Annotated in this window: 9 protein-coding genes; 3 read left to right on the top strand and 6 right to left on the bottom strand. The window is 68.5% G+C overall.

Features of this window, described 5'->3' with window-relative positions; all coding sequences use genetic code 11:
• The first annotated feature begins 51 nt into the window (after nt 1-51).
• Both ispG and ASF58_RS02040 read left to right on the top strand, forming a co-directional pair.
• Nucleotides 52-1,359, top strand: a complete 1,308-nt coding sequence (gene ispG / locus ASF58_RS02045) for a flavodoxin-dependent (E)-4-hydroxy-3-methylbut-2-enyl-diphosphate synthase (RefSeq protein ID WP_055946787.1) — start codon at nt 52-54, stop codon at nt 1,357-1,359.
• Nucleotides 1,360-1,564: 205 nt separating this feature from the next.
• The gene (locus ASF58_RS02040) at nt 1,565-3,517 is read left to right on the top strand and encodes a potassium transporter Kup (RefSeq protein WP_055946784.1); all 1,953 of its coding nucleotides are present in this window, start codon (nt 1,565-1,567) and stop codon (nt 3,515-3,517) included.
• 119 nt (nt 3,518-3,636) lie between these two features.
• Here the strand turns inward: ASF58_RS02040 and ASF58_RS02035 are convergent, their stop codons facing one another.
• The 4 genes from ASF58_RS02035 to secA all read right to left on the bottom strand — a co-directional run bounded on the left by ASF58_RS02035 (nt 3,637) and on the right by secA (nt 8,346).
• Nucleotides 3,637-3,942: a hypothetical protein gene (locus ASF58_RS02035; protein WP_055946782.1), complete on the bottom strand. Its 306-nt coding sequence runs from the start codon at nt 3,940-3,942 to the stop codon at nt 3,637-3,639.
• 147 nt (nt 3,943-4,089) lie between these two features.
• The gene (locus ASF58_RS02030; RefSeq protein WP_244477156.1) at nt 4,090-4,818 is read right to left on the bottom strand and encodes a cell wall hydrolase; all 729 of its coding nucleotides are present in this window, start codon (nt 4,816-4,818) and stop codon (nt 4,090-4,092) included.
• 223 nt (nt 4,819-5,041) lie between these two features.
• Nucleotides 5,042-5,455 carry a GNAT family N-acetyltransferase gene (locus ASF58_RS02025; RefSeq protein ID WP_055948611.1) on the bottom strand — a complete coding sequence of 138 codons (414 nt, stop codon included), beginning with the start codon at nt 5,453-5,455 and terminating at the stop codon, nt 5,042-5,044.
• The gene (gene secA, locus ASF58_RS02020; RefSeq protein ID WP_055946777.1) at nt 5,452-8,346 is read right to left on the bottom strand and encodes a preprotein translocase subunit SecA; all 2,895 of its coding nucleotides are present in this window, start codon (nt 8,344-8,346) and stop codon (nt 5,452-5,454) included. Before secA ends, ASF58_RS02025 begins: the two co-directional genes overlap by 4 nt.
• 561 nt (nt 8,347-8,907) lie before the next feature.
• Here secA and ASF58_RS02015 point away from each other — a divergent pair.
• Nucleotides 8,908-9,813 carry a peptidylprolyl isomerase gene (locus tag ASF58_RS02015; RefSeq protein WP_082512772.1) on the top strand — a complete coding sequence of 302 codons (906 nt, stop codon included), beginning with the start codon at nt 8,908-8,910 and terminating at the stop codon, nt 9,811-9,813.
• A 6-nt stretch (nt 9,814-9,819) separates the two neighbouring features.
• Here the strand turns inward: ASF58_RS02015 and ASF58_RS02010 are convergent, their stop codons facing one another.
• Complete coding sequence (locus ASF58_RS02010) at nt 9,820-10,995, bottom strand: GGDEF domain-containing protein (RefSeq protein WP_055946775.1); 1,176 nt, start codon at nt 10,993-10,995, stop codon at nt 9,820-9,822.
• 152 nt (nt 10,996-11,147) lie between these two features.
• Complete coding sequence (locus ASF58_RS02005; protein WP_055946772.1) at nt 11,148-12,443, bottom strand: HlyC/CorC family transporter; 1,296 nt, start codon at nt 12,441-12,443, stop codon at nt 11,148-11,150.
• Between the last annotated feature and the right edge of the window lie 53 nt (nt 12,444-12,496).

The raw sequence follows: 12,496 nt of genomic DNA, 5'->3' as shown, positions 1-12,496 counted from the left end.
GTCGGCGGCTCCCGCGCGCCGGCGGACGTTCCTCGGAGCGCACAGTCAACGATGGACATCATGGACGCGACCCCCGTCAATCCGATCAGCGGCACTGGCCCCGAGATCGCAGGCCCGAGCCCACGGCACCGCACGGTCGGCGTCACCATCGGATCCGGCGAGGGCGCGGTCACGGTGGGAGGCGGCGCACCGATCGTCGTCCAGTCGATGACCAACACCGACACCGCCGACATCGACGGCACCGTGGCCCAGGTGGCCCAGCTCGCCCGCGCCGGCTCGGAGCTCGTGCGCATCACCGTCGACCGGGACGAGGCGGCCGCCGCCGTGCCGAAGATCCGCGAGCGCCTGGACCGCATCGGCGTGCACGTGCCGCTGGTGGGGGACTTCCACTACATCGGCCACAAGCTCCTGTCCGACCATCCGGCCTGCGCCGAGGCCCTGGCCAAGTACCGGATCAACCCGGGCAACGTCGGCTTCAAGGAGAAGAAGGACACGCAGTTCTCGACCATCATCGAGCAGGCGATCCGCTACAACAAGACCGTGCGCATCGGGGCGAACTGGGGCTCCCTCGACGAGGCCCTCCTCACTCACCTGATGGACGAGAACGCCCGCTCGCCTCGTCCGATCGATGCCCGCGCGGTGATGCGCGAGGCCATGGTGCAATCGGCCCTCACCTCGGCCGAGCGCGCCGTCGAGCTCGGCCTGTCCAAGGACAAGATCATCCTCTCGGCCAAGGTCTCGGCGGTGCAGGACCTCATCGCGGTCTACCGCGAGGTGGCACGGCGCTCGGACTTCGCCATCCATCTCGGCCTCACCGAGGCGGGCATGGGCTCGAAGGGCCTCGTGGCCGCTTCCGCCGCCATCGGCGTGCTGCTCCAGGAAGGCATCGGCGACACGATCCGCTACTCCCTGACCCCCGAGCCGGGCGGCGATCGCACCGTGGAGGTGAAGGCCGCGCAGGAACTCCTGCAGACCATGGGCTTCCGCACCTTCGTGCCCCTCGTCGCCGCCTGCCCGGGCTGCGGCCGTACCACCTCGACCACGTTCCAGGAGCTCGCCCGCGACATCCAAAGTTGGATCGTCACCTCGATGCCGGAATGGAAGAAGTCCTATCCGGGCGTCGAGGGCCTCAACGTGGCTGTCATGGGTTGTATCGTGAACGGCCCCGGCGAATCGAAGCATGCCGACATCGGCATCTCGCTACCGGGAACCGGCGAGACCCCGACCGCGCCGGTCTTCATCGATGGCAAGAAGGCCATGACCCTTCGCGGGCCGACCCTCGCCAAGGATTTCGAGACCGTGGTCACCGACTACATCGAGCGCCGCTTCGGCTCCGGTGCCCGCACGGCCGCCGAGTAGCGATCGGCTCACGACGGCGTGAGCCGCTGCAACGGAACGGCGACCTTCGATGAGGTTACCGTTCTCGCGTGCTGCGCCGCATGATAGCGTGAACGCAACCGTCCCCCGCCGCCCGACACCGTCGGGACCGGCCCCGGCGTTCCCGCGTGCGGTCTGAAACCGCGCCGCGAGACGTTGGGCTCGCAACGAGCCTCGATCGAGCCGAATGACGCAGACCGCCCCTTCGAGCGCGCCCGCTGCCAAATCCGAGGGAGCCGGCAGCCCGCCTCCCGTGGCCGATGGGGCCGCCGAGACCGCGCGTGCGCATGCGCCGGCGAGCCTCTGGACCCTGGTCCTCGGCTCCATCGGCGTCGTCTACGGCGACATCGGGACGAGCCCGCTCTACGCCTTCCGCGAGGCCCTGGTCTCCGCGCGCGCCGACGGCATCCTGCTGCGCGAGGAGGTCCTCGGCGTCGCCTCGCTGATCCTATGGGCGCTCGTCCTCATCGTCACCATCAAGTACGTCGTCATCCTGATGCGGATGGACAACAACGGCGAGGGCGGCATCCTCTCGCTGATGGCGCTTGCCCGAACCGCCCTGGGCGGCTCGCGCGTGGTCTTCATGTTCGGCCTGCTCGGCGCCTCGCTGTTCTACGGCGACGCCATCATCACGCCGGCGATCTCGGTGCTCTCGGCGGTGGAGGGCCTGAAGCTCGTCACGCCCGCCTTCGACGCCTACGTGCTGCCCATCACCATCGCGATCATCGTGCCGCTGTTCCTCATCCAGGTCCGGGGCACGAGCAAGGTCGCAGCCTTCTTTGGGCCGATCATGGCGGTATGGTTCGGCGCGATGGCGCTGGCCGCCCTGCCCCATATCATCGCCAACACCGACGTGTTCTGGGCCCTCAACCCGTACTACGCCGTCCACTATCTCCTCGGCCACGGCACGGGCGCCCTGGTAGCCCTCGGCGCGGTGTTCCTCGCGGTGACGGGCGCCGAGGCCCTGTTCGCCGATCTCGGGCATTTCGGCCGCCGCCCGATCCAGATCGCCTGGCTCGGCCTCGTCGGGCCCTGCCTCGTGCTGAACTACTTCGGCCAGGCGGCGCTGGTGCTGTCGAAGCCCGACACCATCGACCCGTTCTTCCAGCTCGTGCCCGAATGGGGCCTGCTGCCGATGGTGCTGCTCGCCACTGCCGCAACGGTCACGGCGAGCCAAGCGGTGATCACCGGCGCCTTCTCCCTGTCGCGCCAGGCGATCCAGCTCGGTCTGCTGCCGCGCCTCGAGATTCGCCACACCTCCGAATCGCATTCGGGCCAGATCTACCTGCCGCAGATCAACGCCCTGCTGCTGGTCGGGGTCGTGATCCTGGCTGTGCTGTTCCGCTCCTCGGCGGCCCTGGCCTCGGCCTACGGCATCGCCGTGACGGGCACGATGCTGATCACCGCCAGCCTCGCATTCCTGGTCCTGTGGAAGACCTGGAAGTGGTCGCCCTGGGCCGCCGGGCTCACGATCCTGCCCTTCGCGGCGGTCGAGTTCCTGTTCCTGCTGTCGAACATGCTGAAGGTGTTCGAGGGCGGCTACGTGCCCCTGCTCTTCGCGGGCGCCCTGATCGTCATGATGTGGACCTGGGTGCGCGGTGTCGGCATCCTGATCAACAAGACCCGCAAGACCGACGTCCCCCTGACCGAGCTCGTCAGCATGCTGGAGAAGAGCCCGCCACATCACGTCCGCGGCACGGCTGTGTTCCTCACGAGCGATCCTTACATCGCTCCCGCCGCCCTGCTGCACAATCTCAAGCACAACAAGGTGCTGCACGAGAAGAACGTGGTGCTCACCGTGGAGACCGTGGACACGCCTCGGGCCGCGGAAGCCGACCGCATCCACATCGAGCCAATCGGCCCCCACTTCCACAAGGTCGTGATGAAGTTCGGCTACATGGAAACGCCGAACATTCCCCGGACCCTGACATTGCTGCGCAAGCAGGGCTTCAAGTTCGACATCATGGCGACGTCGTTCTTCCTGTCGCGGCGCTCGATCCGCCCGGCCGCCCATTCGGGCATGCCCCTGTGGCAGGATCGGATCTTCATCACCCTGGCCAAGAACGCCAACGACGCCACGGACTTCTTCCAGATCCCCACCGGCCGCGTGGTCGAGGTCGGGACCCAGGTGACGGTATAGAGGATCGCGTCCGGGCGGCCTGCCCGTCCGAAAGGCCGTAGCGGGCAATCTTCCCGGCTTCCGGACGAAGCACGCACCGCGGCAGGTGGATCAGACGGGGCTAGAGGGCAGCCACAGGCTCAGACCTCGGCCGACGGCCGCGGCACCATCGCCCCCGTGGGTCGGCTCGCGGCAGTCTCGGGGATCCCGCCACGCAGCGCCAGATCGATGGGGCCGCCGAGGCCGGGCAGCGGCGCGACGCGCCGATGCCCGGGACGGGCGTAGTGGGCCCTGAGCAGGGATGTCCGATCGAGGAGGTGAGCCTCGACGCGATCGTTCAGGCGTCCCACCGGCCCAGTCAGCGCGTCGAAGCCCTGGGTGAGAGCACGGACGATCGCGCGCATGCACGCCGTTGCGAGGTGGGCGACCGGCCAAAGGACGTTCATCGTGATCCGCAGGTGAGAAGAAGGTCCGATTCCAAATAGGGTCGCGGCCCCGCTGGTCCCCGCGACCGAAAGCGGCATGCGGGCCGCCGGAACGCGAAGCGTGTCAGGATCCGGTCGGCGGTTCGCCGCGGCGTTCCTGGTGTCGGCTCAGGGCCTCGGCAAGTTGAGGACGGGCGGCGGGATCAGCGGCTCCGGTGCCAGGGCAGCCGGCGTCAGCGCGATACGGCTGCGGGCGGCCTTCGGTGCCTTGGCGGCAGCCGCGGGCTTCTCGGCGGCGGTGGCTCGCGCCGTACGGATCGGGGCCGCATGATGCTCCGGCGCCGAGGCGGCGGGAATCGTCGTGCGAGCAGGCGCGGTCTCGACCGGGACGGGGATGGCGGCGGCCGCCGCAGTCACCGGAGCCGCGACCACGGGCATCGTCGGCGCCGCAGGGGCCTCGGCGGATGCGAAGGCGAGCGCAGTGGCGGGCACGGGCGGCGTGGCCTGCTCGACGGCTCCGGGCTTGCGCTTCTCGTAGAAGGCGTTGCCCCCGGCCACCGCCACATAGTGCATGTTGTTGTAGGGGAAGCGCAGGCCGGCCGTGTGGAAGTACATCGCCCGCCCGACCTTGGGGTGGCGCTGGCCGTCGAGGACGGCATCGGTCACCTCGGCGACCTTCTGCAGGCTCTTCTCGTCCATCGTCTTCGTCAGGACGCCGGGGGCGAATTGCCGGGGCTGACCGACCACGGCGCAGATCCCGCCGTTCGGGAAGGCGGCGGCCTCCAGCCGGTTCATCACCACCGTGCCGACGGCGAGCAGGCCTTCGGCGTCGCTGCGATTTGATTCAAAGTACATCGCCCGACCGAGACAGTCGCGCTCCTCATCGGTGACAGACACCGGCCTGGCTGCAAGCGTCGAACCTGTCACCGTGGGTGCACCCGTATAGGTATTGCAACCACCGAGACTGGGAGTCACCAGGAGAAGACCAAGTAGAGGCAGCGTCGTCGCCGATCGGATTTCCTGCATGCCGTCTCGCTCCACTCCCTCAAGCGTATCCATATGGCTTGACCACCAAATGGGTTCGTTTCTGGGCAGGGGCGGCGATTTCGAGGCGGCGGGTTCAGGCCTCGCGGTTGTAGCGGAAGGCATCCGCCACCCGCGGCATCCCAATCTGATCGTAGAAGGTGACGGCCCCGGGGGCGGCCGTCAGAAGGAGCGAGACCTGCGGGCCGACCGCCGCGCGGGTGGCGGCGATGAGGCCCCGGCCGATCCTGAACCCCTGCGCCGAGCGGCTCACCGCGAGATCAGAGAGATAGGCGCAGAACGCGAAATCCGTGAGCGTACGGGCGATTCCAACGAGGTCGCCGTCGCGCCGGGCGGTGACGACGAGGTCGGCCTGCGCCAGCATCCGGGCCAAGCGCGACGGGTCGTCGATGGGGCGGCGCACGGCGAGTCCCGACTCGATCAGGACGCGGCGGAACTCCGCCGCGTCGAGATCCGGCTCGATGCCGTAGGCGATCGCCGGCACGCTCAGGCCGTCAGCGTCCCGTGGCAGTGCTTGTACTTCTTGCCCGAGCCGCAGGGGCACGGCTCGTTGCGCCCGACGCGGCCCCAGGTGGCGGAATCGTCCGGGTTGCGCTCCAGGACGGCGGTGTCCGTGGCCATCTCGCGCGCGGCGTAGCCGTAGGCGGGACCCGCGCCGCCGTCGCTGCCGGACCCGATGCCGGCCATCTCGTTCTCGCCCGTGACCGGATCGAGGTGCTGGGCGAACATCGGCGGCAGGCCGGGCTGAGCGAACAGGTTGTCGGCTCCCTCCGCGGGCGGCTCCTCGTACATGATCTCGATGCGCGAGAGCTGCTGCGTCACCTGCTCGCGCAAGGCGGCGACCAAGCTGTTGAAGAGTTCGAACGCTTCGGACTTGTACTCGTTGAGGGGATCGCGCTGAGCGACGCCGCGCCAGCCCACCACTTGGCGCAGGTGGTCGAGGGTGACGAGGTGCTCGCGCCAGAGGTGGTCGAGGGTCTGCAGGAGCACCTGCTTCTCGACATAGGTCATCACCTCGGGCGTGTTCTTCTCCGTGCGTTGGACATAGGCCTCGTCGGCGGCCTGGCGCAGGCGGTCGCGCATCTCCTCGTCGGCGATGCCCTCCTCCTTCGCCCAATCCTCCACCGGAACGTCGAGGTTGAGCACGGTCTGGACCCGCTCGCGCAGGCCCTCGATGTCCCACTGCTCGGCATAGGCGTTCTCGGGCACGTGCACCGCCACGAGGTCGTCGACGACGCCGTGGCGCATCTCGTCCACGGTCTCGCGCACGCTTTCCTGGCCCATGAAGTCGCGGCGCTGCTCGAACACCACCTTGCGCTGGTCGTTCATGACGTTGTCGTACTTGAGCACGTTCTTGCGCATGTCGAAGTTGCGCGCCTCGACCTTCTGCTGCGCCTTCTCGATCGCCTTGTTGATCCAGGGATGGATGATCGCCTCGCCCTGCTCCAGGCCGAGACGGGTCAGCATGCCGTCCATGCGGTCGGACCCGAAGATCCGCATCAGGTCGTCCTGGAGCGACAGGTAAAACTTCGAGCGGCCCGGATCGCCCTGGCGACCGGAGCGGCCACGCAGCTGATTGTCGATGCGGCGGGATTCGTGGCGCTCGGTACCGATGATGTAGAGACCGCCCGGCAGGGCGACCTTGCGGCCCGCGGCCGGGTCGGCCGGCTCGCCCGAGGCCAGGACCTTGTCGCGGTTCTCGGCGATCTCGGCTTTGATGGCCTCGATCTTCGCGTCGCGCTCCGGCCCCTCGGGCAGGTTCGCGAGTTCCTTCTCCACGCGCATCTCGACGTTGCCGCCGAGCTTGATGTCGGTGCCGCGGCCGGCCATGTTGGTCGCGATGGTGATGGCGCCGGGCACGCCGGCCTCGGCGACGATGTAGGCCTCCTGCTCGTGGAAGCGGGCGTTCAGCACGGCGAAGCGCTTCGTCACCCGGCCCTCGCGCGCGGCGGCGTAGACGTCGGTCAGGGCGTTGGGATCCGAGTAGTCGAGCTGGCGGAAGCCCGCCTTGACCAGCATCTCGGCCAGGTGCTGCGACTTCTCGATCGAGCCGGTGCCGACCAGGATCGGCTGGTGGCGCGCATGCGCCTTCTCGATCTCGGCGATGATGCCGTCGTACTTCTCGCCCACCGTCCGGTAGACCTCGTCGTCCTCGTCGACGCGCTCGACCTCCTTGTTGGTCGGGATGTCGACGACTTCGAGCTTGTAGATCTCCGCGAACTCGTCCGCTTCGGTGGAGGCGGTGCCGGTCATGCCGGCGAGCTTGGAATAGAGGCGGAAGTAGTTCTGGAAGGTGATCGAGGCCAGGGTCTGGTTCTCGGGCTGGATCGTCACCCGCTCCTTGGCCTCGAGGGCCTGGTGCAGGCCCTCCGAGTAGCGCCGGCCCTGCATCATGCGGCCGGTGAACTCGTCGATGATCACCACCTCGTCGTTCTTGACGATGTAGTCCTTGTCCAGGGTGAACAGGGTGTGGGCGCGCAGCGCCAGGTTCACGTGGTGAACCAGGGAGACGTTGTGCGCGTCGTAGAGGTCGCCTTCCTTCAGCAGGTCCGCGCCGCGCAGGAGGTCCTCGACGAACTCGTTGCCGCTCTCGGTCAGCGAGACCGTGCGCTGCTTCTCGTCGAGGTCGTAATGCTCGCGTTCCAGATGGGGCATCAGAGCGTCCACTGAGACGTAGAGCTCGGAGCGGTCGTCGACCGGGCCAGAGATGATGAGCGGGGTCCGGGCCTCGTCGATCAGGATCGAGTCAACCTCGTCGACGATCGCGAAGTTGTGCCCGCGCTGCGAGAGCTGGCTGAGCTCGTACTTCATGTTGTCGCGCAGGTAGTCGAACCCGAACTCGTTGTTGGTGCCGTAGGTGATGTCGGCGGCGTAGGCTGTCTTGCGCTGCTCGTCGTCCAGGCCGTGCACGATGGTGCCGACGGTGAGACCGAGGAAGCGATAGACCCGCCCCATCCACTCCGCGTCGCGGGCGGCGAGGTAGTCGTTCACGGTGACGACGTGGACGCCGAGACCCGAGAGGGCGTTGAGATACACCGGCAGGGTCGCCACCAGGGTCTTGCCCTCGCCGGTGCGCATCTCGGCGATGCCGCTCTCGTGCAGCACCATGCCGCCGATCAGCTGCACGTCGAAGTGCCGCTGGCCGAGCACGCGCTTGGCAGCCTCGCGCACGGTGGCGAAGGCGGGCACGAGGATGTCGTCGAGGGTCTTGCCGGCGGCGAGCTCGGCCTTCAGCATCGTGGTCCGGGCCCGCAGATCGTCGTCCGAGAGCGCGGCGACCTGCGGCTCCAGGGCGTTGATCTCGGCCACACGGGGACGATAGCCCTTCACGCGCCGGTCGTTGGACGAGCCGAAAATCTTCTTGGCGAGGGCACCGAGCATCGTGAACCTACGGTCGATCGAAAAGTCTGAAGGCGAATGTTGGCCGGGCTTATAGAGGTAAACACGGGCCGGCGCATCCGAAAGAGCCGGCCCACGTCCACACCGGGGTATCGGTGAGGCCAGGTCAGCGCGGGGCGAACGGAGAACGCCGAGCGGTCGCACGCCCGGAGGGGCGCTGAACCGGCTTTGGTCCGGCCAACGCGGAGGAGTCGCGTTTCGATCCGGGGCGTGATTCGCCTGCGCAAGCCTCGCCTGCGCGAGTCCCCCTCCTCATGCGGAGGATGCGGGCACGCCCGTCCCGGCCGCTCGGGGGATCTCCCCGCATCGTGATCGCCCGACGCAGCGGTCGGAGCGACGGAGATGGACAGCGGGAAGGCGCCTCACGTGCGCCGGGATTTCGACCGTGCGATGCTGCGGCCGTGCTTGCCATCGGGGAGTGCACGCGCCACCTGATGACGCGGAAAGTCCGCGGCCCCCGGCCGCACCTCTCTCGACTGCCCCTGCGACGACCTCCGACCGGACCTGCGCCGGGACGTGGGCGGCGCTCCCAAGGACGCCTCCATGACGATGATCAAGTCCCTTTCGCGCTCCAGCCTCCTGCGCACGGGCGCCGTTGCCCTGGCACTCGGCCTGCCTCTGGCCCAGGCCCAGGCACAGGCGCCGGCTGCTCCGGCGCCGGCTGCGGCCCCGGTCGCTCCCGAGACCGTGGTGGCGAAGGTGAACGGGGCCCCGATCACCGCGGGAGACCTCGCCATCGCGGCCGAGGATCCCGCCCTTTCCTTGCCCGGTGTCGACGACGCCCAGAAGAAGTCGCTCCTCGTCGACTACATGATCGACCTCAAGGTCGGGGCTCAGGCAGCGGAAGCCGCTAAGGTCAGTGATTCGCCGGACTTCCAGCGCAAGCTCGCCTACTTCAAGGACAAGCTCCTCCTCGACGAGTACCTGGAGCGCGAGGCCAAGAAGGCGGCGACGCCGGAAGCCGCCAAGGCCCTCTACGACCAGACCGTCAAGGCGATGAAGCCCGAGGAGGAGGTGCATGCCCGCCACATCCTCGTGGAGAGCGAGGACGAGGCCAAGAAGATCGCCGCGCGGATCAAGGGCGGCGAGGATTTTGCCCGCGTCGCGGCCGAGGTGTCGAAGGATCCCGGCTCGAAGACCGAGGGCGGCGACCTCGGCTGGTTCACCAAGGAGCGCATGGTCGCTCCCTTTGCCGAGGCCGCCTTCAAGATGAATGCGGGGCAGGTCTCCGACCCGGTCAAGACCCAGTTCGGCTGGCACGTGATCAAGCTCGAGGAGAAGCGCACCAAGCCGGTCCCGACCTTCGATGAGATGAAGGAGCAGGTGGACCAGTACCTGACTCGGAAGGCGCAGCAGGACCTGATCCTGAAATTGCGCGAGGGGGCCAAGATCGAGCGCACGGCGGCCGCTCCGGCCGTGGCGCCCGCCCCGGCTCAGAAGGCGCCGTAACCTGTCTCAGGCGACCCGGCGCAGCGGGTACGAGGCGAGCTCGGTCCGTCCACGCCCGTTGCGCTTGGCCCGATAGAGTGCGGCATCCGCGCGGCTGAGCAGGGCATCGAGTCGGCGTCCCGGCGCCGCGGCATCGGAGCCCTGCTCCGGCACCGCCAGACCGATGCTGACGCCGATCGCGAGGTGCGGCAGTTCCGGTACGGCGATCCGAGCCACGGCGCGGCGCAGGAACTCGGCCTGGGCCAGGGCTTCCTCCGGGGCGAGTCCGCGCAGGAGGCAGCCGAATTCCTCGCCGCCCATCCGACCGAAGATCGCGGAACCCGGCAGCAGCGCCGACACGGTGTGGCAGAATCCGACGAGGACGCCATCGCCCACCGCGTGGCCGTACCGGTCGTTGATCAGCTTGAAATGGTCGAGGTCGAACAGGAGCAGGGTGACGGCACCACCCTCCGCCAGAGCAGCCTCGGCTTGGGCCACGAAGGCGCGCCGGCTGAGGATGCCGGTCAGCGCGTCGGTGTCGGCGGCGAGCCGTTGCAGGCGCTCGGCGCGCTCCTTCGTCAGCGACATGAACACGAAGGCGATCGCCAGGGTGAAGAGCATGCCGGCAAGGCACAGGATGGTCAGCCAGGGCGTCTGCAGTGGATTCGGGATGGTTTGCGGCGGCGCGACGATCGCGAGAGGCACGCGGATCCAGTAGGCCGAGGTGTAGAGCAGCAACAGGGCAACCCCGGGATAGCGCGACACCAGGGGTTCGGCGCGGGCTCGCCAGATCTCGCGAGCGGCCAGCAGGCAGAAGCCTCCGGCGAGGCTCGAGGCCAACATCACCCGGGCGGGAACTGAGGCGAAGAACGCCGGGACCAGGCAGCTCGCCCCCCAGAGCGCGATCGACACCGTGATCGGCGCGCGGCATGTGCGCCGCCCCTCGAACGCCCGGGTCCCGGTCCAGATCAGGCCGTAGGCGCCGATCATCACGCCGTTGGCGACCCCGATCGAGACCCAGTCCGGGATGATCCCGCGCAGGGACAGCAGGGCCGAGGCCATCGCGCCGGTGATGTGGGCGACGCCCCAGATCGCCAGGGCGTGGACCTGGCGGGCCTGGCTCCAGGACAGCAGGAACAGGCTTCCGACCATGAAGGTCAGGATCACGGTCACGAGCAGGAGGGTCGGGGCATCGAGCAGCATCGATCGGTTCCGCCCCCCCTCACGCGTTCGATCGTCGGAAGCCGCTCGCCTCTACGGGACAGCGTTCCAGAGTCCGAATCCATCCTAAACGATCAGGGTTACGCAGATCTGGACACCCGCGGTCCGTCGAAATCTCTACGGACGATGGGTTGTCACGGCTCCGCCTTGCGCGGACCGGGACCGAGGGGGGTGATCCGAAGGGCGGTGATCCGGTTGCGAGCCTTGCGCAGGACCTGAAAGCGGAAGCCGTGGAAGTTGAAGGCGGTCCCGGTATCGGGAATCGCCCGGGCCTCGTGGATGACGAGCCCCGCGATGGTGGTGGCCTCGTCGTCCGGCAGGTCCCAGTCCATCGCCCGGTTGAGGTCGCGGATCGGCACGCTCCCGTCGGCATGCACCGAGCCGTCGCCCTGGGGCCGAACCCCGGACACGGTGACGTCATGCTCGTCGGCGATGTCGCCCACGATCTCCTCGAGGATGTCTTCCAGGGTCACGAGGCCCATCACCTCGCCGTACTCGTCGACCACCAGGGCGAAGTGGGTCTTCTTGGTGAGGAAGGCCTTCAGCTGGTCGCGCAGGGAGGTGGTGTCCGGCACGAACCAGGTCTCCAGCGCCAGGGCCTCGACCTTGAGACCGGAGGCGTCGCCGCCGGCGGCGTCCAGCGCCCGCAGGAGATCCTTGGCGTGGAGCACGCCGACGATGTTCTCCGTCGTGCCGCGCCAGAGGGGCATGCGCGTGTAGGGCGAGGCCAGCACCGCGCGCACGATCTCCTCCGAGGGCAGGTCGGCGTCGATGGTGCGCATCTTGGTGCGGTGAACCATCACTTCCGAGACGGTGAGGTCGGACAGGTCGAGGAGACCGCCGAGCATATCACGCTCGGCCTTGGCCACGCCGCCCTCGCGATGCAAGAGGGCGACCTGGCCGCGGATCTCGTCGGTGGCCGACAGAATGGTCTGGCGCTCGCCGATCCGGACGCCGAAGGGCCGGAGCATCCCACGCACCAGGGCCTCGATGGCGAGCGCCGCCGGCCCGAGCAGGGCCACCGCGAAGGCCACCGGCCGGGCCATGACCAGGGCGGCGCTGTCCGGCTTGTTGATCGCGAGGGTCTTGGGCAGCACCTCGGCGAAGATGATGACCAGGACCGACATCACCCCGGTGGCGTAGAGGACGCCACTCTTGCCGAAGAGGGTGGTGAGCACGCTGGTGGTGAAGGCCGAGGCGCCGATCGCCACGATGTTGTAGCCGATGAGCATGGCGCCGATGAAGCGCTCGCGGCTCGCCAGGATGGCGTTGACGAGGCGCGCGCGCGCGTCGCCGGCATTCTCCAGGGCCAGCATGCGGGCCCGGGACGCCGCCGTGAAGGCGGTCTCGGCACCCGCGAAGAAGGCCGAGAGCAGGAGCGAGATCGCCACGATGCTCGCGGCCAGCCAGAGATCGGTATGGGGTTCCATGCGTGCCGATGCCGGAGGATGTCGTCAGGTCGAGCCGTTGATTACCACGTCGC

Source organism: Methylobacterium sp. Leaf125 (genome assembly GCF_001423085.1).
In the GTDB taxonomy this organism is placed as follows: domain Bacteria; phylum Pseudomonadota; class Alphaproteobacteria; order Rhizobiales; family Beijerinckiaceae; genus Methylobacterium.
Note: the sequence above shows the minus strand (reverse complement) of the source record. Positions and strands in the feature narration are given on the sequence as shown.

Excerpts from the sequence above, each read along its gene's own strand:
- ispG (WP_055946787.1), top strand. The coding sequence starts at position 52 with ATGGACATCATGGACGCGACCCCCGTCAATCCGATCAGCGGCACTGGC.
- ASF58_RS02040 (WP_055946784.1), top strand. The coding sequence starts at position 1,565 with ATGACGCAGACCGCCCCTTCGAGCGCGCCCGCTGCCAAATCCGAGGGA.
- ASF58_RS02035 (WP_055946782.1), bottom strand. The coding sequence starts at position 3,942 with ATGAACGTCCTTTGGCCGGTCGCCCACCTCGCAACGGCGTGCATGCGC.
- secA (WP_055946777.1), bottom strand. The coding sequence starts at position 8,346 with ATGCTCGGTGCCCTCGCCAAGAAGATTTTCGGCTCGTCCAACGACCGG.
- ASF58_RS02015 (WP_082512772.1), top strand. The coding sequence starts at position 8,908 with ATGACGATGATCAAGTCCCTTTCGCGCTCCAGCCTCCTGCGCACGGGC.
- ASF58_RS02010 (WP_055946775.1), bottom strand. The coding sequence starts at position 10,995 with ATGCTGCTCGATGCCCCGACCCTCCTGCTCGTGACCGTGATCCTGACC.
- ASF58_RS02005 (WP_055946772.1), bottom strand. The coding sequence starts at position 12,443 with ATGGAACCCCATACCGATCTCTGGCTGGCCGCGAGCATCGTGGCGATC.